Here is a 21,484-nt window from a genome sequence, read left to right on the forward strand (position 1 = left end):
TTTCTATTGCATCGGTGTGGGTATTCACCTATATTTGATCCTCCAAAAGTAATCAGGCCTTTATGGCCCATCGGAAATACTATGACTACAAAATTAAATTCAGATCTTCGCCCAATCGCTCAAGGTTTATATGACCCAAGAAATGAGCATGACGCTTGCGGCGTAGGATTCGTGGCACACATCAAAGGCAAGAAATCTCATGAGATCGTTTCTCAGGGTTTGCAGATTCTTGAAAATCTAGACCACCGGGGAGCTGTTGGTGCTGATCCGTTAATGGGTGATGGCGCCGGTATCTTGATTCAGATTCCCGATACTTTGTATCGCGAAGAAATGGCGAAGCAAGGCGTGACCTTGCCACCTTTGGGCGAGTATGGCGTTGGCATGATTTTCTTGCCGAAAGAGCATGCTTCACGTTTAGCTTGTGAACAAGAATTAGAGCGTACTGTGCGCTTAGAAGGTCAAGTTGTTTTGGGCTGGAGAGATGTTCCGGTAGATGTGAAATTACCGATGTCACCAACAGTGCAAATGACCGAGCCATTTATCCGTCAAATTTTTATTGGTCGCGGTCGCGACATCATGACAACCGATGCTCTTGAGCGTAAGTTGTATGTGATTCGCAAGACAGCAAGCCATGCCATTCAAGATTTGCACCTCAAGCATGGCAAAGAATATTTCGTTGCTTCAATGTCAGCGAGAACCATTGTTTATAAGGGTTTGTTGTTAGCTAATCAAGTAGGCGCTTATTACGAAGACTTGCAAGACAAGCGTACCGTATCGGCACTTGCTTTAGTGCATCAACGTTTTTCTACTAATACTTTCCCCGCTTGGGAATTGGCACATCCGTATCGCATGATTGCGCACAACGGTGAGATCAACACTGTTAAGGGTAACGTTAACTGGGTTAATGCACGTGAGGGCGCGATTAGCTCCCCAGTGCTTGGTGACGACTTACAAAAACTCTGGCCATTAATCTACCCGGGTCAGTCAGACACTGCCTGTTTTGATAACTGCTTAGAGTTATTGGTAATGTCTGGATATCCATTGGCTCAAGCCATGATGATGATGATTCCTGAGGCATGGGAACAACACGCATTGATGGATGACAATCGTCGCGCTTTCTATGAATACCATGCAGCAATGATGGAGCCATGGGATGGCCCTGCAGCAATGGCATTTACAGATGGTCGTCAAATCGGCGCAACCTTGGATCGCAATGGTTTGCGTCCAGCACGTTATTACGTGACTGATGATGATTTAGTCATCATGGGCTCTGAGGCTGGTGTTTTGCCAATTCCTGAGAGCAAGATCGTTCAAAAATGGCGTCTGCAACCAGGCAAGATGTTCATGATCGACATGGAACAAGGTCGCATCATTGATGACGTTGAGCTCAAGAACGCCGTTTCCAAGGCTAAGCCATACAAGAGTTGGATTGATGCAGTTCGTGTCAAATTGGATGAAGTTGATGCCAGCAAGGCAGATCTGATTGACGAGAAAACAACCATTCGTCCAGCGGCTAAATTATTAGATCGCCAGCAGGCATTTGGTTACACGCAGGAAGACATTAAATTCTTGATGGCTCCAATGGCCACCAATGGTGAAGAGGCTATTGGTTCAATGGGCAATGACAGCCCATTGGCAGTTCTCTCTAATAAGAACAAGCCACTCTATAACTACTTCAAGCAATTATTTGCACAAGTTACCAATCCTCCAATCGATCCGATTCGCGAGAACATGGTGATGTCACTGGTTTCTTTCATTGGGCCTAAGCCGAACTTGTTAGACACCAACAACATTAACCCCCCAATGCGTTTGGAAGTCAGTCAGCCAATTTTGGATTTTGATGACATCACTAAGATTCGTCATATTGGCCACTACACCAATGGCAAGTTCCGCTCATATGAGTTAGATATTTGCTACCCAGCTTCATGGGGCAAGGCTGGCATTGAGGCGCGCTTGGCATCTTTATGTGCTGAAGCTGCCGATGCGGTGCGTTCTGGTTACAACATTTTGATCGTGAGCGATCGTCAGGTTGACGAGAAGCACGTAGCTATTCCTGCTTTGTTAGCAACCTCTGCAATTCATCAACATTTAGTGCAAAAAGGTTTGCGCACTAGCGTTGGCTTGGTAGTGGAGACTGGCAGCGCCCGTGAGACCCATCACTTTGCACTCCTTGCTGGATATGGTGCTGAAGCCGTTCACCCGTACCTCGCAATGGAAACCTTGGCTGAAATGGCTAAAGGGTTGTCCGGTGATTTGTCTGCAGAAAAAGCAGTGAAAAACTTTGTGAAAGCAATTGGTAAGGGCTTGCAAAAAGTGATGTCCAAAATGGGTATCTCTACTTACATGTCTTACACCGGCTCACAGATTTTTGAAGCGATTGGTTTAAATCACGACATCATTGATCAATACTTCAAAGGCACACCTTCCAATGTTGGTGGTATTGGCGTGTTTGAAGTGGCTGAAGAAGCATTGCGTATGCATACATCTGCGTTTGGTAATGACCCGGTCTTAACCAATATGCTCGATGCTGGTGGTGAATATGCTTTCCGTATCCGTGGCGAGAACCATATGTGGACTCCTGACACGATTGCGAAGTTGCAGCACTCCACACGTATTGGCGCTGAGAAGGGCTACCAGACTTATAAAGAGTACGCCAACATCATTAATGATCAAACTAAGCGTCAAATGACTTTGCGTGGTTTGTTTGAATTTAAGATTGATCCGGCTAAGGCGATTCCATTGGATGAAGTAGAGTCTGCCAAAGAAATCGTCAAACGTTTTGCAACGGGCGCGATGTCGTTAGGCTCAATTTCTACCGAAGCGCATGCTACCTTAGCAATCGCAATGAACCGTATTGGCGGTAAGTCCAATACCGGCGAGGGCGGCGAAGATCCAAACCGTTATGTGAATGAGCTCAAAGGCATTCCAATCAAGAAGGGCGAGACTTTAGCCAGCATCTTGGGTGACGATGTAGTGGAAGCGAATATTCCTCTGTTGGATGGCGATTCATTACGCTCCAAGATTAAGCAGGTTGCTTCTGGTCGTTTCGGCGTTACTACTGAATATTTGCGTTCTGCTGATCAGATTCAGATCAAGATGGCGCAAGGGGCTAAGCCTGGTGAAGGCGGTCAATTACCCGGTGGCAAAGTTTCTGACTACATCGGTAAGTTGCGTTTCTCAGTGCCTGGCGTAGGTTTGATTTCTCCTCCTCCGCACCACGATATTTACTCCATTGAAGATATCGCACAGTTGATTCACGACTTGAAGAACGTTAATCCAAAAGCAGACGTTTCTGTGAAGCTGGTATCTGAAGTAGGTGTTGGTACTGTTGCTGCTGGTGTAGCTAAGGCTAAAGCAGACCACGTTGTGATCGCTGGTCATGATGGCGGTACTGGCGCATCTCCGCTATCTTCAATCAAGCACGCTGGCTCTCCATGGGAGCTCGGTTTGGCTGAAACGCAGCAAACATTAGTTCTCAATGGTTTGCGTAGTCGTATTCGTGTTCAGGCTGATGGCCAAATGAAGACTGGTCGCGACGTAGTGATCGGTGCTTTGTTGGGCGCGGACGAGTTCGGTTTTGCGACAGCACCATTGGTGGTTGAAGGTTGCATCATGATGCGTAAGTGTCATTTGAATACCTGCCCAGTGGGCGTGGCAACACAAGATCCAGAATTGCGTAAGAAGTTTTCTGGCAAACCAGAGCACGTTGTGAATTTCTTCTTCTTTATTGCTGAAGAAGCGCGTGAAATCATGGCGCAGTTAGGTATTCGTAAGTTTGATGACTTAATTGGTCGCGTTGACTTGTTAGATACCCGTAAGGGCATTGAGAACTGGAAGGTGCATGGTTTGGATTTCAGTAAGATTTTTGCTGAACCACAGGTTGCCGCTGAAGTTCCACGCTATCAAGTGCTGACACAGGACCATGGCTTGGCTAGCGCACTCGACAATATCTTGATCGAGAAGAGCGAGCCTGCATTAGAGCGTGGTGAGAAGGTTTCCTTCATTGTTCCAGTGAAGAACGTGAACCGTACTGTTGGGGCGATGCTCTCAGGCGAAGTTGCCCAGCGTTATGGGCATGCGGGTCTGCCGGATGACACCATTCATATTCAATTGAATGGCACTGCTGGTCAAAGCTTCGCAGCCTTCTTGGCGCGCGGCATCACTCTAGATTTAGTTGGTGACGGCAATGACTATGTTGGCAAAGGCTTATCTGGTGGTCGTGTGATTGTTCGTGCTCCTCACGAGTTCCGTGGTGATACAGCGAAGAACATCATTGTTGGTAATACCGTTCTCTACGGCGCAATTGCTGGTGAAGCGTTCTTCAATGGCGTGGCTGGCGAGCGTTTTGCTGTGCGTAACTCTGGCGCTACAACGGTTGTTGAAGGTACTGGCGACCATGGTTGTGAATACATGACTGGTGGCACAGTAGTAGTGCTAGGTGCAACAGGCCGTAACTTTGCTGCGGGTATGAGCGGTGGTATTGCTTATGTTTACGACGAAGATGGTTTGTTTCATAAGCGCTGCAACACCAGCATGGCGACTTTGGAAAAAGTATTGCCTTCTGCTGAGCAGATTGCCAAGATGCCGAAGTCTGAATGGCATGCTCCTGTCGATGTTAAAGACGGTGGCGAGCGTTTAACTGACGAGCAAATTTTGAAGGGCTTGATTGAGCGTCACTTCCGTCACACTGGCTCTGAGCGCGCTAAAGCACTCTTGGCTGATTGGGACAATGCCCGCGGACGTTTTGTGAAAGTTCTCCCAACTGAGTACAAACGTGCTCTAGGTGAGTTGTGGGAAAAGGCTCAAAACAAAACAGTTGCGGCATAAGCCACTTAATCAATAAAGACACTAAGAAAAGATACTAAGGATTCGATATGGGTAAGGTCACTGGATTTATGGAGTTTGAGCGTGTCGGTGAGACGTACGAAGCGCCAGTTAAACGCCTCCATCATTACAAAGAGTTTGTAGCTGCATTAACTGATGAAGAAGCTAAGGTTCAAGGTGCGCGTTGTATGGATTGCGGCATCCCGTTCTGTAATAACGGCTGCCCAGTAAATAACATCATTCCTGACTTCAACGACTTGGTATTTCAGAATGATTGGAAGAATGCATTAGATGTTTTGCAGTCCACTAATAACTTCCCGGAATTTACTGGCCGTATTTGCCCAGCCCCATGCGAAGCTGCATGCACTCTGGGAATCAATAGCACTGCGGTGGGTATCAAATCTATTGAGCACGCGATTATTGATAAAGGCTGGGAAAGTGGTTGGGTTAAACCGCAACCGCCTAAAACCAAGACTGGCAAAAAAGTAGCGGTAGTTGGTGGTGGCCCAGCAGGTATGGCAGCTGCGCAGCAATTAGCGCGCGTTGGCCATGATGTCACCGTGTTTGAAAAGAATGATCGTGTTGGTGGATTACTGCGTTACGGCATTCCTGATTTCAAAATGGAAAAGTGGTTGATTGATCGTCGCGTTGAGCAGATGCAAGCTGAAGGCGTCAAATTTGAGACCGGCGTTTTCGTTGGAAAAGAAGCTATGGGTGCTGAAGTAAAAAATTACTCCACCAAGACAGTTTCTCCTGAGCAGTTGATGAAAGATTTTGATGCAGTAGTGATTACTGGTGGTGCAGAGCAGCCACGTGATTTACCAGTACCGGGACGTGAGTTAGCAGGCGTGCACTATGCATTGGAATTCTTGATCCCGCAAAACAAAGAAAATGCTGGCGACTTTAAAAATGAGATTCGCGCAACGGATAAGCATGTAGTCGTTATCGGTGGTGGTGATACAGGCTCTGATTGTGTGGGCACCTCAAATCGTCACGGTGCAACAAAGATCACTCAATTTGAATTGCTCCCACAGCCACCAGAAGAAGAAAACAAGCCATTGGTATGGCCATATTGGCCAACAAAGTTGCGCACCTCCTCCTCCCATGAAGAGGGTTGCGATCGCGACTGGTCAGTAGGAACTAAGCGTTTTGAAGGTAAAAACGGCAAAGTTGAGAAATTGATTGGTGTCCGTCTGGAGTGGAAAGACGGCAAGATGGCAGAAGTGCCAAATTCTGAATTTGAGATCAAGGCAGATTTAGTGCTTTTGGCAATGGGCTTTGTATCTCCAGTTCAGCAAGTCCTCAATGCTTTTGGCGTGGATAAAGATGCGCGCGGCAATGCTAAAGCCACTGTGGATGGTCAAAATGCCTATCAAACGAACATTCCAAAGGTCTTTGCTGCAGGTGATATGCGCCGCGGACAGTCTTTGGTGGTTTGGGCGATTCGTGAAGGTCGTCAATGCGCCCGTTCAGTAGATGAGTATTTAATGGGGTCTTCTGTTTTACCTCGATAATATCGAGGATATGAACAGTGGTCAGCCAAACTCCTTGGATGTAAGCAAGCAAGCTGCAGGTGAAGTTGTCGTCTCTATTAAAGACGTCAACTTTTCCTATGCTCCAGGTGAAAGGCAAATTTTGTCGGGACTCAATATGGAGTTTCGACGTGGCCAAGTAGTTGCTGTAATGGGTGGCTCGGGCTGCGGCAAGACCACTATTCTTCGTTTGATAGGCGGTCAATTTACCGCGCAGTCAGGACAAGTTTTTTTCGAAGGTCAAGATATCGGCAAAATGAATGGCGATCAATTGATGACCGCTCGTCGTCGTATGGGGATGCTATTTCAGTTTGGCGCCTTATTTACCGACCTGAGTGTTTTCGAAAACGTTGCTTTTCCATTACGCGAGCATACAGACCTCAGTGAGGAATTATTACGTTCACTAGTACTGATGAAACTGAATGCAGTGGGTTTGCGTGGCGCACGCGACTTAATGCCTTCACAAATTTCTGGTGGTATGGCAAGACGTGTTGCACTCGCTAGAGCAATTGCTCTAGATCCCCCGCTCATCATGTATGACGAGCCGTTTGCTGGCTTGGATCCTATCTCACTTGGTATTACTGCGCGCTTAATCCGTGATCTGAATAATGCCCTGGGAGCCACGAGTTTATTGGTTACTCACGATGTTGAAGAGACCTTCGCGATCGCCGATTATGTCTATTTCATTGCGAATGGTCGCATTGGTGCAGAAGGCACTCCTGCAGAGTTAAGTCGCTCAACCGATCCTTTTGTCAGACAATTTTTAGATGCTGCTCCAGATGGTCCGGTACCTTTCCACTATCCAGGTGCAAGTTTGGAAGAGGATTTTGGAGTGAAGACACTATGACTGCGCTCCTAAATTTATTTGGCGATCTTGGATTTTTTGTTCGTCGCAACTTAAGTAGTCTTGGCTTAGCTGCACGCATGTTTGTAGCAGTCATTGCACGCTCAGCATTCTTGCTAAAAAGGCCGCGCTTGGTAATTGATCAAATCTTGTTTGTCGGCAATCACTCTTTCATCATCATTGCAGTTTCAGGATTATTCGTTGGCTTCGTATTAGGTTTGCAGGGTTACTACACCTTAAATCGTTACGGATCAGAACAGGCGCTTGGCCTATTGGTCGCCCTCTCCTTAACTCGTGAATTGGGTCCAGTGATTACCGCTTTACTGTTTGCAGGTAGAGCAGGCACTTCATTGACTGCTGAGATTGGCCTCATGAAGGCTGGAGAACAATTGACTGCTATGGAGATGATGGCAGTAGATCCTTTGGGCCGTGTGATTGCACCAAGGCTTTGGGCGGGCATTATTTCTATGCCAATTTTGGCGACTATCTTTACTGCAGTAGGTGTATTGGGCGGCTATCTTGTGGGCGTTCCTCTCATTGGAGTCGATTCAGGTGCCTTTTGGTCTCAAATGCAGGGCGGAGTCGACTTATTCTCTGATATCGGCAATGGCTTAATTAAAAGCATGGTGTTCGGTGTAGCGGTGACATTTATTGCCCTCTATCAGGGATATGAATCAAAGCCGACTCCCGAAGGCGTTTCGCAAGCGACTACCCGTACGGTGGTGATCTCTTCCTTATCGGTTTTAGCATTGGATTTCTTGCTAACCGCGATGATGTTCTCAAATTAGAAAGAATAAACTGGGGCTCTTATGAGAAAAAGTGCAATTGATGTCTGGGTAGGAATCTTTGTTGCCATTGGTTTACTGGCAGCCCTATTTCTCGCGCTGAAAGTTGGCAATATGAACGCAGTGTCATTTGCGCCAACATACAAAATTTCTGCACGCTTTGACAACATCGGCGGCCTGAAACCTCGCGCACCAGTGAAAAGTGCTGGCGTAGTAGTTGGGCGGATTGCCAATATCTCTTTTGATGACAAGACCTATCAAGCAACCGTAGTAATGACCATTGAAGACTCTTATAAGTTTCCAAAAGATTCTTCCGCAAAGATTTTGACATCGGGCTTACTAGGTGAGCAATATATTGGTCTTGAGGCTGGTGGTTCAGATGATACGTTGACGAATGGCGAGAAGATTTCTCAAACTCAATCAGCGATTGTTTTAGAAAACCTGATTAGTCAATTCCTCTATAACAAAGCAGCAGATAGCGGCCAAGAAAAGGGCGCAGCAAAATGATGTTGTTTGTTCTGCGCAAAATCAAGTCAGCCATCGTGCTTGGTTTGATTGCCGCCACTGTTGGTTGTGCATCCACTCCTGCTGGCGTAGAGCGCTCCCCTCAGGACCCTTGGGAGCCATTTAACCGCTCGGTATTTGAATTCAATGAGGGCTTAGACGCTTACGTTCTGAAGCCGGTTGTTGCAGGCTATCGTTTTGTGTTGCCTGAATTTGTACGCGACGGAATTTACAACTTCTTTAGTAACTACAGCGATATCTACACTGCGCTCTACAACTTGTTACAAGGCAAGCCAGGTTATGCCTTTAATGATTTCATGCGGGTAGTAGTCAATACAACGATGGGGTTAGGTGGACTTATCGATTTGGCAACTCCTGGCGGTCTTGAAAAGCACAAAGAAGACTGGGGGCAAACTTTAGGCGTTTGGGGTGTGCCCTCAGGTCCCTATGTCGTTCTTCCTTTCTTTGGTCCAAGTAACGTACGCGATACTTTTGGTACTGTTGCCGACTTGGAGTCAGACTATTTATTTAGTTTTGTTAAGGACATTGGTCTACGGAACAGTATTACTGGTTTGCGCGTGGTCAATGCTCGAAACACTTACTATGAAGCTGGCGATTTATTGGATGGCGCTGCAATTGATAAGTACAGCTTTATGCGTGATGCCTATATCCAGAGACGGGCGTATCAAATTAACGAGGGGCGAGACGATGAAGAGCCTCCTATGCCGGTTTATGAGAATCCATACCAATAAGCCGAAAAATAGGTAGTCAGTAATATAGTTTGATGCAGCTAAAATGATCCTCAATTTAGATAAAGATAGCATGCAGGGAATATGAAAACATTTAAAAAAATCTACCACTTGCTTTTTGCAGGTCTGTTGCTTGCATCCAGCGCTGTTCTTGCTCAAACACCCGACCAAGCAACCCCACCAGATGCTTTAATTAAAATGGTAGTTACCGAAGTGATGGCTACAGTTAAGGCTGATCCAGATATTCAAAAGGGCAATATTCCTAAGATTGTGGATTTGGTTGAAAAGAAAATTGTTCCGTATACCGATATGCGTCGCACTACAGAAATGGCGATGGGCCCTAATTGGAAAAAGGCAACGCCTGAGCAACAGGCTCAATTAACTTCCGAGTTTAAGAATCTGCTCATTCGTACCTATTCAGGTGCCTTGAGCCAATTGCGTGATCAGACTGTTCAATTTAAGGCCTTACGCGCAGCTCCAGACGATAAAGAAGTCGTTGTGAAGACGGTAGTGCTCGGCCGTGGCGATCCAGTGCCCCTAGATTACCGTCTTGAGAAAACAGCTAGCGGTTGGAAGGTATACGACATGAACATCATGGGCGTTTGGTTGGTTGAGGCTTATCGTAATCAGTTCTCCAACCAGATTAGTCAAAATGGTATTGAAGGTCTAGTGAAATTTTTACAAGATCGCAATAAACAGTTGGCTAGCGCTAAACCAGCCAATTAATTGTTAAGCACAGAGATCATGCCTTTTCTTTTGCCTAAAAAAGTGACGCAAGAAACTGCCTTGCAGTTGCAAAAAGAAGGCTTATTGAATAGCCCCAATTTGAAATCCATTGATTGCTCGGCGCTTAAGGATTTTGATTCCACCGTATTGACGGTTTTATTAGCGTGGCAAAAAAAGCTCACCGCTGAAGGTAGGGTCATTAAGATTGAACATGCACCAGAAAAGCTAAAAGTCCTTGCTGGTGTTTACGGCGTAAATGTATTGCTGGGCTTGTAATGGCGATGCATTCTGCAATTTCTATTCAAAATATATCTAAGCAGTACGGAGCGCTTCAAGCGCTAGATGATGTTTCCTTGACTATTGAGCCCGGAGAATTTTTTGGATTACTGGGGCCTAATGGCGCTGGTAAGACAACCTTAATTTCTATTTTGGCTGGCTTAGTAACACCTAGTCATGGTCATGCAGCCATTATGGGTGCCGATGTTCAGAAGGGGTTTCGTGAGGCGCGCCGCATGCTGGGCGTGGTTCCTCAAGAACTCGTTTTTGATCCCTTCTTTACCGTGCGCGAGACTTTACGTTTTCAATCAGGATACTTTGGCATTCGTAATAACGATGCGTGGATAGACGAGATCATGGCCAATCTGGATCTCACCTCTAAGGCCGATAGCAATATGCGCTCTTTGTCTGGTGGTATGAAGCGTCGAGTACTTGTTGCCCAGGCTTTAGTTCACAGACCCCCAGTCATTATTTTGGATGAGCCTACGGCAGGAGTGGACGTTGAATTACGTCAATCCTTATGGCAATTCATTAGCAGACTGAACCAAGATGGTCATACGATTGTATTGACTACACATTATTTAGAAGAAGCTGAAGCCTTATGTCAGCGTATTGCCATGCTTAAGCAAGGCAAGATAGTGGCACTTGATACCACCGCTAATTTATTAAGTCGTTATGGATCCGTCAAAAAAGATGGCGAAGGTAAGACGGATTTAGAAGAGGTGTTTGTTAACATCATGTCAGGGGGTGCCCAATGAAGCACGGCCTCAATCGACCTGCCTTAGAGTACGGTAGCGGTTTCCCGACTTTATTGTTCAAGGAAGTAAAGCGCTTTTATAAAGTAGCCTTTCAGACAGTAGCGGCGCCAGTACTTACTGCCGTCTTGTATCTCATGATCTTCGGGCATGTTCTTGAGGGTAGAGAAGTGTATGGCCGCTTGAGCTATACCGCTTTTTTAATTCCCGGTCTTGTGATGATGAGTGTTTTGCAAAATGCCTTTGCAAATACCTCCTCTTCTTTAATCCAGTCAAAGGTCACCGGCAACCTGGTATTTGTTTTATTGGCGCCTTTGAGTCACTTTGAGTTCTATGCTGCCTATATCTTGGCCGCGGTATTTCGTGGAATCGTTGTCGGCTTAGGTGTCCTATTGATTACCATTTGGTTCGCTACACCCACCTTGGAATATCCATTGTGGATTTTGGTGTTTGCCTTTTTGGGCGCGGCAATTTTAGGTAGTCTTGGCCTAATAGCCGGTATTTGGGCTGACAAATATGACCAGTTAGCAGCGTTTCAGAACTTCATCATCATGCCAGCGACCATGTTGTCGGGCGTCTTCTACTCGATCCACTCATTACCACCGGCATGGCAGGTAGTCTCGCACTTCAATCCTTTCTTTTACATGATTGATGGTTTCCGCTATGGGTTCTTCGGCGTCTCCGATAACTCCCCTTGGAGCAGCTTAGCGATTGTGTTCAGCTTCTTGATAGTGGTGTCAGTGATTGCCCTGCGTCTGCTACAAAAGGGCTATAAGCTCCGCTATTAATTGTTTACACCCTGGTTTTATTAGGAGAAGAAATGTTACCCACCCCAGAACAAATTGAAGGCTATATCAAGCAAGGTATTCAGTGCACTCATATACAGGTTGAGGGTGATGGCCAGCATTTTTTTGCAACCATTGTGAGTCCTGAGTTTGAAGGCAAGCGTTTAGTGCAGCGTCATCAATTGGTTTATGGCGCCATGGGCGATCGCATGAAAGCAGAAGTACATGCTTTATCAATCAAGGCATTTACACCTGAAGAGTTTGCGCAGAATTCAGCAGCATAAGAATTACCTCATTACACATTGCATATTAATAACTAAGTTTTTACTGGAATCGTTTCATGGATAAATTACGAATGGTTGGCGGAACACCCCTCAAGGGAGAGGTGATTATTGCTGGCGCTAAAAATGCCGCATTGCCAATCCTGTGTGCTTGTCTGCTAACTGATCAGCCAGTAGTTTTGCGCAACGTCCCTGATTTACAAGATGTACGCACCATGCTCAAGCTTTTGCAAGAGATCGGTGTAACAGTCGATTTTCCCGATGCGAGCGATCGTAGTCATATGGTGCTGAGCGCCGCGGTGATTAAGAGCTCTGAAGCGACCTATGAAATGGTAAAAACCATGCGCGCCTCTATTTTGGTGCTGGGCCCGCTCTTGGCCAGAATGCACAGTGCAAAAGTTTCTTTGCCTGGTGGTTGTGCCATTGGTGCGCGTCCAGTTGATCAGCACATCAAGGGTCTAAAGGCGATGGGCGCGAGCATCAAGATTAAGAGTGGTTATATCCAAGCAGAAACTAAGCCTCAATCTGATCGATTGAAGGGTGCTTCCATCTTGACCGATATGATTACTGTGACCGGTACCGAGAATTTATTAATGGCCGCTACTTTGGCGTCTGGTACTACCGTTTTAGAAAATGCTGCACGCGAGCCTGAGGTTGGTGACTTAGCTGAGTTGCTGGTAAAGATGGGCGCAAAGATTTCGGGCATTGGAAGCGATCGCCTGGTGATTGAAGGTGTTGAAAAACTTCACGGCGCCGATCATTCGGTTATTGCAGATCGTATTGAGGCTGGCACATTCTTGTGTGCGGTTGCTGCCACTGGTGGTGAGATTACAGTAAAGCATTGCCGCCCTGATACTCTGGATGCAGTGATCGTGAAGCTAAAGGAAGCAGGCCTACAAATGGAAATTGGTCCTGATTGGATTAAGGCATCCATGCAAGGACGTCCTAAAGCAGTTAATTTCCGCACCTCTGAGTACCCAGCTTTCCCAACAGATATGCAGGCGCAGTTGATGACCGTCAACGCAATCGCATCAGGCAGCTCAACCATTACCGAAACGATTTTCGAGAATCGCTTTATGCACGTTCAAGAGCTCAATCGTTTAGGGGCTGATATCGCTATCGAAGGAAATACTGCGATCGCCCAGGGAGTCGAAAAGCTCTCGGGTGCAATCGTGATGGCTACCGACCTGCGTGCTTCGGCCAGCTTAGTGATTGCTGGATTGGCGGCCCAAGGCGAAACCCAAGTAGACCGGATTTACCATTTAGATCGTGGCTATGACCGCATGGAGCATAAGTTGACCCTCTTAGGCGCCAATATTGAGCGCGTAAAGTAAGGCTGATGGATAATTAGTCCATGAAATTGACTTTAGCGCTCTCCAAAGGGCGCATCTTCGAAGAAACCGCCGAGATCTTATCCAAGGTCGGTATTGTGCCGCTGGAAGATCCTGAGAAGTCACGCAAACTGATTATTGAGACTACCAATCCGGATGTTCGCTTAATCATTGTTCGTGCCTCAGATGTGCCCACCTATGTGCAATTTGGTGGTGCTGATTTTGGAGTTGCTGGTTTAGATGTATTAATGGAAAAAGGCAGCGACGGACTATATGTGCCTTATGACTTAAATATTGCTAAGTGCCGCATGTCTGTTGCCGTTCGCGAAGGCTTTGATTACGCTGCTGCGGTGAAGCAAGGCTCTCGTTTAAAGGTTGCCACTAAGTATGTCAATTGTGCGCGTGAACACTTTGCTAATAAAGGTGTGCATATCGATACCATTCAGCTCTATGGTTCGATGGAGCTTGCGCCTTTAGTGGGCTTAGCTGATGCGATTGTGGATTTAGTTTCTACTGGCAATACACTGAAAGCGAACGGCTTGGTTGAAGTAGAGCCAATTGCCGATATCAGTGCACGTCTGGTAGTGAACCAAGCTTCATATAAACGCAAGCGTGCGCAGTTACAGCCTATTTTTGAGTTGCTGAAATAATCAGTAGCCAACGAGAAGCCTTATCCATGTCTTCAAATATCAACGTTAAGCGCCTCAATAGCAAGGATGCAGGTTTCAGAGAAATTCTGTTGTCTAGCCTTTCCTTGCCTACAGCCGATGATGAGGCGATAGATGCTGCCGTAGTCAAGATTTTGGCGGCTGTTAAAGACAAAGGTGATGAAGCAGTTCTAGAATTTACAAAGCAGTTTGATCGTTTAAATGTCGACAGTGTTTCTGATTTAGAGATTCCTCGCAAAGATTTAGAGCAGGCCTATCAGTCATTATCTGCTGAACAAAAAAATGCCTTAGATATTGCTGCGCAAAGAGTGCGCGCTTATCACGAGAAACAAAAAATTGAGGCAGGTTGCCATTCCTGGGAGTATGAAGAGAAGGATGGAACACGCTTAGGTCAAAAAGTAACGGCTTTAGATCGCGTTGGCATTTATGTGCCAGGCGGTAAAGCGGCGTATCCATCCTCAGTTCTGATGAATGCGATTCCTGCCAAAGTAGCCGGCGTTGCTGAGGTCATGATGGTTGTGCCCACTCCAGATGGTGCACGCAACCCATTGGTCTTGGCGGCAGCTTATCTTGCAGGTGTAGATCGTGTCTTTACGATTGGCGGCGCTCAGGCAGTTGGTGCATTGGCTTACGGGACTAAAACGATTCCTTCGGTCGATAAAATTGTTGGACCAGGTAATGCTTATGTGGCTGCAGCCAAGCGCAGAGTATTTGGTACGGTAGGTATCGATATGATCGCCGGACCTTCAGAGATTTTAGTTCTCTGTGACGGATCTACTAACCCCGATTGGGTTGCTATGGATTTGTTCTCACAGGCTGAGCACGATGAGCAGGCGCAATCGATTTTGCTTTGTCCAGATGCTGCATATATTGAACAAGTGCAGGCCAGTATTAATAAGCTTTTACCAGAAATGCCAAGGGCAAAAGTCATTGAAGCTTCGCTCACAAATCGCGCCTTGTTGATTCAGGTTAAGGATATGGCAGAGGCTTGTGAAATTGCCAATGCGATTGCTGCTGAACATCTGGAAATTTGCGCTGCTGATCCCCGTAGATGGGCAGATCAAATTCGTCATGCTGGTGCCATTTTTATGGGGAACTACACTAGCGAATCATTAGGTGATTATTGCGCTGGTCCTAATCACGTTTTACCGACTGCACGTACTGCACGCTTCTCTTCACCGCTGGGTGTTTACGACTTCATCAAGCGCTCGAGCATGATTGAAGTGAGTGAGGCAGGCGCCCAAACCTTGGGTGCTGTGGCGAGCACTCTAGCTCACGGTGAAGGCTTGCAAGCCCATGCACGTGCGGCTGAGATGCGCTTAAAAAAGTAATTCTAAAAAACTTAACTCAGAATATCTTTTAAAGCAGCGACGAGTTCGCTGCTTTGTTCATCTGTGCCAATCGTAATGCGCAAGAATTCTTCTATACGCGCAGATTTAAAGTGACGCACGATGATGCCTCGATCCCTCAAGGCTTGGTAGAGCTTGGCGCCAGCGTGCTTTGGATGACGTGTGAAAATAAAGTTTGCAGTTGAAGGTAGCGTCTCAAATCCCAAGGCGTTTAGTTGCTCGACCAACTTGCTACGAGTTTGAATTACTTTGTTAGAAGTTTCTTCAAGGTGCGTTTGATCTTCAATCGCAGCAATGGCACCAGATTGAGCAAGGCGGCCTAGCGGGTAAGAGTTAAAGCTATTTTTTACACGCTCTAACCCTTCGATCAAATCAGGGTGACCAACCGCAAAGCCAACACGTAGGCCGGCTAGGGCGCGTGATTTGGAAAGTGTATGCACGACCAGAAGATTTTCTGGGCAGGTATTGCCGCGTAACAGCGGAATGCAAGATTCGGTTCCGTAATCAACGTAGGCTTCATCAATCACTACTACTGAGTCTTTGTTGCGCGATAGTAAGACTTCGATTTCTGAACGAGGAATGGATCGCCCTGTTGGTGCATTAGGGTTGGGAAAAATAATTCCACCATTTGGGGTTTGGTAATCAGTAGTGTTGATCTCAAATTTTTCACCCAATGGAACTGTTAGGTAATCAATTCCAAAAAGTTTGCAGTAGACCGGATAGAAGCTATAGGTAATGTCCGGAAAATGTACCGGCTTACTTTGTTTGAGTAGGCCAGCAAAGACATGGGCCAACACCTCATCTGAACCATTACCTAAAAAGACTTGTTTTGGGTCTAGGCCATGTAATTTGGCGATAGCTAGTTTGAGGGCTGCGCCTTCTGGATCTGGGTAAAGACGCAAATCGGCGGTATTCTGACTTTCGATCGCAGCCAGTGCTTTTGGCGATGGGCCATAAGGGCTCTCATTCGTGTTGAGTTTGACCAGCCGCTGCATTTGCGGTTGCTCCCCTGGAACGTAAGGGGTTAGGGTTTGAACAACAGGGCTCCAAAAACGGCTCATGGGGGTTCTCAGGTCAAAAATCAGGATGAAAGTACGGCAATATCGATATTTAAATCTTCTCTAGGAATGATATTATGAGGCTTCAATCAACACTTCGCCTCGCGGCGCAATGAAGCATGCGGCAAGCCGACGTTACCCGAAACACTTCGGAAACCAAAATTCAGATTTCCATCAATTTAGATGGTACCGGTAAGGCTGAGCTAGCCTCCGGCGTCCCTTTTCTCGATCATATGTTGGACCAGATTGCCCGTCACGGCATGATTGACCTCAAGGTGGTTGCCAATGGCGATACCCATATTGATGATCATCACACTGTTGAGGATGTGGGCATTACTTTAGGGCAGGCTTTTGCCAAAGCGGTAGGCGATAAGGCTGGTATTACTCGGTATGGCCACTCTTATGTGCCTCTTGATGAGACTCTCTCTCGTGTTGTGATTGATTTCTCTGGTCGTCCAGGCTTGGAATTTAATGTTCCTTTTACTCGCGCTCGCGTGGGAGACTTTGATGTGGACCTCAGTATCGAATTTTTCCGTGGTTTTGTGAATCACGCTGGAGTGACTTTGCACATCGATAATTTGCGCGGTATTAATGCGCACCACCAGATTGAAACGGTGTTCAAGGCTTTTGGTCGCGCTTTGCGTATGGCCTTGGCAGTCGATCCTCGTGCGTCTGGCTCTATTCCTTCAACCAAAGGCAGCCTCTAATCTAGATCTTCTAGTTGCCCGTTTAATAACAGCAAAGATAGGCTAAATTTTGGCGCAAACCATTGCGATCGTTGATTATGGAATGGGCAATCTCCGTTCTGTGTATCAAGCTTTTCATCATGTCGCCCCGAATGACAATGTATTGATTGCGCATCAACCAGAAGAGATTCGTTCTGCAGATCGTGTGGTCTTACCTGGTCAAGGCGCAATGCCAGATTGCATGAAGCATCTTGAGGAATCAGGTTTATTAGAGGCTTTGCTAGAGGCATCCAAAACCAAACCGCTCCTGGGTGTTTGTGTAGGTGAGCAAATGCTGTTTGATCAAAGTGCAGAAGTGCGCGCTACTGAGCAATGGACGCCATGCTTAGGTTTGATTCCTGGGGAAGTTCGTCGCTTTGATTTGGTCGGCAAGAAGCAGCCTGATGGATCGGCTTATAAAGTGCCGCATATGGGCTGGAATCAGGTGCGTCAAGATCAACAACATCCTATTTGGTCTGGCATCCCTGATTTGACAAGCTTTTATTTTGTGCACAGCTATTATGTTGTACCGCAGCGCAAGGAAGATGCTGCTGGCTCTACTGAATATGGCGATTGGTTTACTTCTGCAGTGGCACGCGATAATATTTTCGCAACACAATTTCATCCAGAAAAAAGTGCAGAATACGGATTAAAGCTGTATCAAAATTTTGTTTCTTGGCAACCTTAATATTTATAAACACTTGCTATGCTGCTGATTCCCGCAATTGATCTAAAAGACGGCCACTGCGTTCGACTCGAACAAGGTGATATGGATAAAGCCACCGTTTTTTCTGAAGACCCAGGCGCGATGGCAGCGCATTGGATTAGCAAGGGTGCGCGACGTTTGCATCTTGTGGATCTCAATGGTGCTTTTGCTGGCAAGCTCAAAAATGAATCTGCCATTAAATCGATCCTGAAGGCAGTAGGCAATGAGATTCCTGTGCAGCTCGGAGGCGGTATTCGTGATCTCGAGACTATTGAGCGTTTATTGGATGATGGCATCAGCACAGTCATCATCGGTACTGCTGCTGTGAAGAACCCAGGCTTTGTGCAGGATGCCTGCACCGCATTTCCGGGTCACGTGATGGTTGGCTTAGATGCGCGCGATGGCAAAGTAGCAACGGATGGCTGGAGCAAGATTACTGGTCATGAAGTGATTGACCTTGCCAAAAAATTCGAGGATTGGGGTGTAGAGGCAATTATCTACACCGACATTGGGCGCGATGGCATGCTCAAAGGTGTGAACATTGACGCTACGGTCAAGTTGGCTCAAGCGATTCGTATTCCGGTGATTGCTAGTGGCGGCTTATCAAATAATCAAGATATTGATGCGCTCTGCATGGCAGAAGAAGAAGGTGTCATGGGTGTGATTGCGGGCCGTTCTATTTACGCTGGCGATCTTGATCTTGCGGCTGCCCAAAAATACGCTGATGAATTAACACTCAAATATAAAAAGAAAATTATCTAGTGTTAACCAAGCGAATTATTCCTTGTCTTGATGTCACAGCAGGGCGCGTAGTTAAGGGTGTGAACTTTGTCGGTCTACGTGATGCAGGTGATCCCGTTGAAATCGCAAAACGATATGACACGCAAGGCGCCGACGAGCTTACCTTTTTAGATATCACGGCGACCTCTGATGGGCGCGATCTGATTTTGCACATTATTGAGGATGTTGCATCACAAGTATTTATCCCGCTGACTGTTGGCGGTGGTGTCCGGGCTGTTGCTGATGTACGACGCCTGCTCAATGCTGGCGCAGATAAAGTGAGCATGAATTCTTCCGCTGTAGCGAATCCGGATTTAGTTTCCGATGCAGCCGCCTATTACGGCTCTCAATGTATTGTGGTCGCGATTGATGCCAAGCAAACAGAAGCGGGTAATTGGGAAGTATTTACCCATGGCGGCAGAACGGCTACCGGTATGGATGTGGTTGAATGGGCCAAGGAAGTTGCCAAGCGCGGTGCTGGTGAAATCCTATTAACCAGCATGAATCGCGATGGCAGTAAAGATGGCTTTGATTTGGCGCTCACTGCCGCAGTCAGTGATGCTGTTTCTGTCCCGGTGATTGCTTCTGGCGGTGTTGGTAATTTGCAGCATTTAGTCGATGGCATCACCAAAGGCCATGCAGACGCAGTATTGGCTGCCAGCATCTTTCACTATGGTGAATATACCGTCGGACAGGCAAAAGAATATATGGCCGCCCAAGGAATCCCAGTTCGGATTTAAGTCGCCACAGGCTTTTTTAGTAAGTTCACGCTATTGCCTGTAAAGTTTAGGTATGAGCGAATCTAAAAGCACTTTCAGCCCCATTCAATCCCTAAAAGTCGGTTCATGGCTTGATGCTGTGACTTGGAATGAGCAAGGCTTGGTTCCAGTTATTGCCCAAGAGGTCGGTAGCAAAGATATCTTGATGATGGCCTGGATGAATCGCGGTGCTTTGTTGGAAACTTTGCGCTTGGGCGAGGCGGTCTACTGGACTCGTTCCAGACAAAAGCTGTGGCACAAGGGTGAAGAGTCTGGTCACACGCAAAAAGTAAAAGAAATTCGCTTGGATTGTGACGGCGACACTATCTTGCTCTTGGTTGAGCAAAAAGATGGTATCGCTTGCCATACTGGCGAGCATAGCTGCTTCTTTTTACAATGGGACTCAGCAAAAGCTGCTTGGGTTGATGAATCGATTTCGAAAAAATGAGAGCATCAGTCTTATCTACAAAAGACATAAAATGACAAGATGACTAGTTCTGCAAATAAACCCCCCAATTTAGATTCTGCATTTGCGCATTTGGCTGATGTGGTTGATCAACGTCGCGATGCATTTAAGGCGGGACAAGCAGATCCTAAAACTTCCTATACCGCTTTACTCTTTTCGAAGGGTGATGATGGAATCTTGAAAAAGATTGGGGAAGAAGCAACTGAGGCTGTCATGGCGGCAAAAGATGCGCGTAATTCTAATTTGGCAGCCGATCAGCAAAAACTGCTGGTGGGTGAGATGGCTGATTTATGGTTTCATTGCTTAATTGCCCTGTCCCAATTTAATCTGCGTCCGGAAGATGTGATTGCTGAGCTCGATCGCCGTTTGGGAACTTCAGGCATTGAAGAAAAGGCAGCTAGAAAAGCTGCTGGCAAAGAGTAATTACGAATTCACTGCGGAATAACCACGGAATAAGCATGTCACACGACCCTAATTGCCTGTTTTGCAAGATTTCTCAAGGCTTAATCCCTTCCCAAAAGGTGTATGAGGACGAGGAGATCTACGCTTTTAAGGACATAAACCCGGCCGCGCCAGTCCACTTTTTGATCATTCCCAAAAAACATATACCCATGTTGGAGTCTGCAGAAAGCGTAGATACCCCTTTGCTGGGTAGAATGATGGCATTAGCACCCCGTCTTGCCAAAGAGCAGGGCTGTCGTCCCGGTAAGGATGGTGGCTTTAGATTAATGGTGAACAATGGTGCGGATGGTGGGCAGGAGGTTTATCACTTGCACTTGCATGTGATGGGCGGTCCCCGCCCCTGGAAAAAATAGTCCAAGGAGATTAAAAATGGGTTCATTTAGCATTTGGCATTGGTTAATTGTTTTAGTTATCGTGATGTTGGTATTCGGTACCAAAAAATTACGTAACATTGGTCAAGATTTGGGCGGTGCTGTTAAAGGCTTTAAAGACGGCATGAAAACCTCTGAAGAACCAAAAGAGCAACTTCAACAAAGTTCTGCAACAGCAGAAAAAACTGTTGATGTGCATGCTAAAGACGTAAACAAATAATTGAATCGCAATTGAAACTCATGCTGCATTTAAATAGTCGCGTTAAATGATTGATCTCGGAGTTTCAAAACTTGCGCTGATTGCTGTAGTTGCTTTGGTAGTAGTAGGGCCAGAGCGCTTGCCAAAAGTGGCGCGCATGGCCGGCAATTTGTTTGGGCGTGCGCAGCGTTACATGGCCGATGTGAAGTCCGAAGTCAGTCGCCAGATGGAAGTGGAAGAATTTAAAAAGTTCCGCGAAGAAACTTCTGCCACGCTTAAGGAAGTTGAAAATAGCATTGGCTCAACGGTTCAAGAAGCGAACGCTAATTTAAGTGATCAGGCCGATATTTTTGAGACCAGCTTTGATAAGCCGCCTCTCGATGAAAAAGAAGTGCTCCGCAAAAGTAAGCGCCAGGGCCGTAACAGCTGGGGCGTACGCCGTGCCGCAAGACCAGTCTGGTTTAAGCGTTCTGCAGGTATTCGTACTCGCGTGCAATCTGGGGCAGCCAGAATGAAGCGCTTTCATCACAGCGCTAGCAAATAACAGTAA

23 protein-coding genes and 1 pseudogene are annotated in these 21,484 nt (G+C 46.6%); 23 read left to right on the forward strand and 1 reads right to left on the reverse strand.

All coding sequences use genetic code 11. The features are described from left to right. Positions 1 to 81 precede the first annotated feature (81 nt). The 14 genes and pseudogenes from AOC21_RS00510 to hisD all read left to right on the forward strand — a co-directional run bounded on the left by AOC21_RS00510 (position 82) and on the right by hisD (position 15,391). Complete coding sequence (locus AOC21_RS00510; RefSeq protein WP_215391882.1) at positions 82 to 4,827, forward strand: glutamate synthase-related protein; 4,746 nt, start codon at positions 82 to 84, stop codon at positions 4,825 to 4,827. Between the two features lie 47 nt (positions 4,828 to 4,874). Beyond that, positions 4,875 to 6,338 carry a glutamate synthase subunit beta gene (locus AOC21_RS00515; protein ID WP_215391883.1) on the forward strand — a complete coding sequence of 488 codons (1,464 nt, stop codon included), beginning with the start codon at positions 4,875 to 4,877 and terminating at the stop codon, positions 6,336 to 6,338. Between the two features lie 10 nt (positions 6,339 to 6,348). Next, complete coding sequence (locus AOC21_RS00520; protein ID WP_215391884.1) at positions 6,349 to 7,203, forward strand: ABC transporter ATP-binding protein; 855 nt, start codon at positions 6,349 to 6,351, stop codon at positions 7,201 to 7,203. After that, on the forward strand, positions 7,200 to 7,988 hold the full coding sequence (gene mlaE, locus AOC21_RS00525; RefSeq protein ID WP_215391885.1) for a lipid asymmetry maintenance ABC transporter permease subunit MlaE: 789 nt from the start codon (positions 7,200 to 7,202) through the stop codon (positions 7,986 to 7,988). The genes AOC21_RS00520 and mlaE overlap by 4 nt, the downstream gene beginning before the upstream one ends. A 21-nt stretch (positions 7,989 to 8,009) precedes the next feature. After that, positions 8,010 to 8,492: an outer membrane lipid asymmetry maintenance protein MlaD gene (mlaD, locus tag AOC21_RS00530; protein ID WP_215391886.1), complete on the forward strand. Its 483-nt coding sequence runs from the start codon at positions 8,010 to 8,012 to the stop codon at positions 8,490 to 8,492. Beyond that, positions 8,489 to 9,241 carry a VacJ family lipoprotein gene (locus tag AOC21_RS00535; RefSeq protein WP_251371522.1) on the forward strand — a complete coding sequence of 251 codons (753 nt, stop codon included), beginning with the start codon at positions 8,489 to 8,491 and terminating at the stop codon, positions 9,239 to 9,241. The genes mlaD and AOC21_RS00535 overlap by 4 nt, the downstream gene beginning before the upstream one ends. An 81-nt stretch (positions 9,242 to 9,322) precedes the next feature. Further along, entirely contained in the window at positions 9,323 to 9,964 is a 642-nt protein-coding gene (locus AOC21_RS00540) for a phospholipid-binding protein MlaC (protein WP_215391887.1), read from the forward strand. Positions 9,965 to 9,982: 18 nt separating this feature from the next. After that, the gene (locus AOC21_RS00545; protein WP_215391888.1) at positions 9,983 to 10,240 is read left to right on the forward strand and encodes a lipid asymmetry maintenance protein MlaB; all 258 of its coding nucleotides are present in this window, start codon (positions 9,983 to 9,985) and stop codon (positions 10,238 to 10,240) included. 5 nt (positions 10,241 to 10,245) lie between these two features. Next, positions 10,246 to 10,929 (forward strand): annotated as a pseudogene (locus tag AOC21_RS00550) (ABC transporter ATP-binding protein); the annotation flags it as partial. Between the two features lie 65 nt (positions 10,930 to 10,994). Next, a complete protein-coding gene (locus AOC21_RS00555; protein WP_215391889.1) occupies positions 10,995 to 11,783 on the forward strand; it encodes an ABC transporter permease in 789 nt (262 codons plus the stop codon). 32 nt (positions 11,784 to 11,815) lie between these two features. After that, entirely contained in the window at positions 11,816 to 12,064 is a 249-nt protein-coding gene (locus AOC21_RS00560) for a BolA family protein (RefSeq protein WP_068320176.1), read from the forward strand. A 56-nt stretch (positions 12,065 to 12,120) separates the two neighbouring features. Next, positions 12,121 to 13,395 carry a UDP-N-acetylglucosamine 1-carboxyvinyltransferase gene (gene murA / locus AOC21_RS00565; protein WP_215391890.1) on the forward strand — a complete coding sequence of 425 codons (1,275 nt, stop codon included), beginning with the start codon at positions 12,121 to 12,123 and terminating at the stop codon, positions 13,393 to 13,395. Between the two features lie 20 nt (positions 13,396 to 13,415). Continuing rightward, positions 13,416 to 14,042: an ATP phosphoribosyltransferase gene (gene hisG, locus AOC21_RS00570; RefSeq protein ID WP_215391891.1), complete on the forward strand. Its 627-nt coding sequence runs from the start codon at positions 13,416 to 13,418 to the stop codon at positions 14,040 to 14,042. 26 nt (positions 14,043 to 14,068) lie between these two features. Further along, positions 14,069 to 15,391: a histidinol dehydrogenase gene (gene hisD / locus AOC21_RS00575; protein ID WP_215391892.1), complete on the forward strand. Its 1,323-nt coding sequence runs from the start codon at positions 14,069 to 14,071 to the stop codon at positions 15,389 to 15,391. Positions 15,392 to 15,402: 11 nt separating this feature from the next. Here hisD and hisC read toward each other — a convergent pair whose 3' ends face one another. After that, positions 15,403 to 16,470 carry a histidinol-phosphate transaminase gene (gene hisC, locus AOC21_RS00580; RefSeq protein ID WP_215391893.1) on the reverse strand — a complete coding sequence of 356 codons (1,068 nt, stop codon included), beginning with the start codon at positions 16,468 to 16,470 and terminating at the stop codon, positions 15,403 to 15,405. A 116-nt stretch (positions 16,471 to 16,586) separates the two neighbouring features. Between hisC and hisB the strand changes: the two genes are divergently transcribed. The 9 genes from hisB to tatB are packed head-to-tail and all read left to right on the forward strand — an operon-like array spanning position 16,587 to position 21,478. After that, a complete protein-coding gene (gene hisB / locus AOC21_RS00585; protein ID WP_215323729.1) occupies positions 16,587 to 17,174 on the forward strand; it encodes an imidazoleglycerol-phosphate dehydratase HisB in 588 nt (195 codons plus the stop codon). Between the two features lie 49 nt (positions 17,175 to 17,223). Further along, positions 17,224 to 17,880 carry an imidazole glycerol phosphate synthase subunit HisH gene (gene hisH / locus AOC21_RS00590; RefSeq protein ID WP_215391894.1) on the forward strand — a complete coding sequence of 219 codons (657 nt, stop codon included), beginning with the start codon at positions 17,224 to 17,226 and terminating at the stop codon, positions 17,878 to 17,880. A gap of 18 nt (positions 17,881 to 17,898) precedes the next feature. Continuing rightward, entirely contained in the window at positions 17,899 to 18,660 is a 762-nt protein-coding gene (gene hisA / locus AOC21_RS00595) for a 1-(5-phosphoribosyl)-5-[(5-phosphoribosylamino)methylideneamino]imidazole-4-carboxamide isomerase (RefSeq protein WP_215391895.1), read from the forward strand. Further along, positions 18,660 to 19,418 carry an imidazole glycerol phosphate synthase subunit HisF gene (gene hisF, locus AOC21_RS00600; protein ID WP_215348215.1) on the forward strand — a complete coding sequence of 253 codons (759 nt, stop codon included), beginning with the start codon at positions 18,660 to 18,662 and terminating at the stop codon, positions 19,416 to 19,418. The genes hisA and hisF overlap by 1 nt, the downstream gene beginning before the upstream one ends. A gap of 52 nt (positions 19,419 to 19,470) precedes the next feature. Then, positions 19,471 to 19,884, forward strand: a complete 414-nt coding sequence (gene hisI / locus AOC21_RS00605) for a phosphoribosyl-AMP cyclohydrolase (RefSeq protein WP_215391896.1) — start codon at positions 19,471 to 19,473, stop codon at positions 19,882 to 19,884. A 39-nt stretch (positions 19,885 to 19,923) separates the two neighbouring features. After that, positions 19,924 to 20,325 carry a phosphoribosyl-ATP diphosphatase gene (locus tag AOC21_RS00610; protein WP_215391897.1) on the forward strand — a complete coding sequence of 134 codons (402 nt, stop codon included), beginning with the start codon at positions 19,924 to 19,926 and terminating at the stop codon, positions 20,323 to 20,325. Positions 20,326 to 20,360: 35 nt separating this feature from the next. Continuing rightward, positions 20,361 to 20,717: a histidine triad nucleotide-binding protein gene (locus tag AOC21_RS00615; RefSeq protein ID WP_215391898.1), complete on the forward strand. Its 357-nt coding sequence runs from the start codon at positions 20,361 to 20,363 to the stop codon at positions 20,715 to 20,717. A 16-nt stretch (positions 20,718 to 20,733) separates the two neighbouring features. Next, complete coding sequence (tatA, locus tag AOC21_RS00620) at positions 20,734 to 20,955, forward strand: Sec-independent protein translocase subunit TatA (protein WP_215391899.1); 222 nt, start codon at positions 20,734 to 20,736, stop codon at positions 20,953 to 20,955. Between the two features lie 46 nt (positions 20,956 to 21,001). Beyond that, a complete protein-coding gene (gene tatB / locus AOC21_RS00625) occupies positions 21,002 to 21,478 on the forward strand; it encodes a Sec-independent protein translocase protein TatB (protein ID WP_215391900.1) in 477 nt (158 codons plus the stop codon). Positions 21,479 to 21,484 lie beyond the last annotated feature (6 nt).

Source organism: Polynucleobacter sp. VK25, assembly GCF_018687355.1.
Taxonomy (GTDB): domain Bacteria; phylum Pseudomonadota; class Gammaproteobacteria; order Burkholderiales; family Burkholderiaceae; genus Polynucleobacter.

Excerpts from the sequence above, each read along its gene's own strand:
- hisB (WP_215323729.1), top strand. The coding sequence starts at position 16,587 with ATGCGGCAAGCCGACGTTACCCGAAACACTTCGGAAACCAAAATTCAG.
- AOC21_RS00520 (WP_215391884.1), top strand. The coding sequence starts at position 6,349 with ATGAACAGTGGTCAGCCAAACTCCTTGGATGTAAGCAAGCAAGCTGCA.
- AOC21_RS00610 (WP_215391897.1), top strand. The coding sequence starts at position 19,924 with ATGACTAGTTCTGCAAATAAACCCCCCAATTTAGATTCTGCATTTGCG.
- AOC21_RS00560 (WP_068320176.1), top strand. The coding sequence starts at position 11,816 with ATGTTACCCACCCCAGAACAAATTGAAGGCTATATCAAGCAAGGTATT.
- hisG (WP_215391891.1), top strand. The coding sequence starts at position 13,416 with ATGAAATTGACTTTAGCGCTCTCCAAAGGGCGCATCTTCGAAGAAACC.
- AOC21_RS00515 (WP_215391883.1), top strand. The coding sequence starts at position 4,875 with ATGGGTAAGGTCACTGGATTTATGGAGTTTGAGCGTGTCGGTGAGACG.
- tatB (WP_215391900.1), top strand. The coding sequence starts at position 21,002 with ATGATTGATCTCGGAGTTTCAAAACTTGCGCTGATTGCTGTAGTTGCT.
- AOC21_RS00535 (WP_251371522.1), top strand. The coding sequence starts at position 8,489 with ATGATGTTGTTTGTTCTGCGCAAAATCAAGTCAGCCATCGTGCTTGGT.
- hisI (WP_215391896.1), top strand. The coding sequence starts at position 19,471 with ATGAGCGAATCTAAAAGCACTTTCAGCCCCATTCAATCCCTAAAAGTC.
- hisA (WP_215391895.1), top strand. The coding sequence starts at position 17,899 with ATGCTGCTGATTCCCGCAATTGATCTAAAAGACGGCCACTGCGTTCGA.
- mlaE (WP_215391885.1), top strand. The coding sequence starts at position 7,200 with ATGACTGCGCTCCTAAATTTATTTGGCGATCTTGGATTTTTTGTTCGT.
- AOC21_RS00555 (WP_215391889.1), top strand. The coding sequence starts at position 10,995 with ATGAAGCACGGCCTCAATCGACCTGCCTTAGAGTACGGTAGCGGTTTC.
- AOC21_RS00510 (WP_215391882.1), top strand. The coding sequence starts at position 82 with ATGACTACAAAATTAAATTCAGATCTTCGCCCAATCGCTCAAGGTTTA.
- AOC21_RS00540 (WP_215391887.1), top strand. The coding sequence starts at position 9,323 with ATGAAAACATTTAAAAAAATCTACCACTTGCTTTTTGCAGGTCTGTTG.
- AOC21_RS00545 (WP_215391888.1), top strand. The coding sequence starts at position 9,983 with ATGCCTTTTCTTTTGCCTAAAAAAGTGACGCAAGAAACTGCCTTGCAG.
- mlaD (WP_215391886.1), top strand. The coding sequence starts at position 8,010 with ATGAGAAAAAGTGCAATTGATGTCTGGGTAGGAATCTTTGTTGCCATT.
- hisC (WP_215391893.1), bottom strand. The coding sequence starts at position 16,470 with ATGAGCCGTTTTTGGAGCCCTGTTGTTCAAACCCTAACCCCTTACGTT.
- hisD (WP_215391892.1), top strand. The coding sequence starts at position 14,069 with ATGTCTTCAAATATCAACGTTAAGCGCCTCAATAGCAAGGATGCAGGT.
- murA (WP_215391890.1), top strand. The coding sequence starts at position 12,121 with ATGGATAAATTACGAATGGTTGGCGGAACACCCCTCAAGGGAGAGGTG.
- AOC21_RS00615 (WP_215391898.1), top strand. The coding sequence starts at position 20,361 with ATGTCACACGACCCTAATTGCCTGTTTTGCAAGATTTCTCAAGGCTTA.
- tatA (WP_215391899.1), top strand. The coding sequence starts at position 20,734 with ATGGGTTCATTTAGCATTTGGCATTGGTTAATTGTTTTAGTTATCGTG.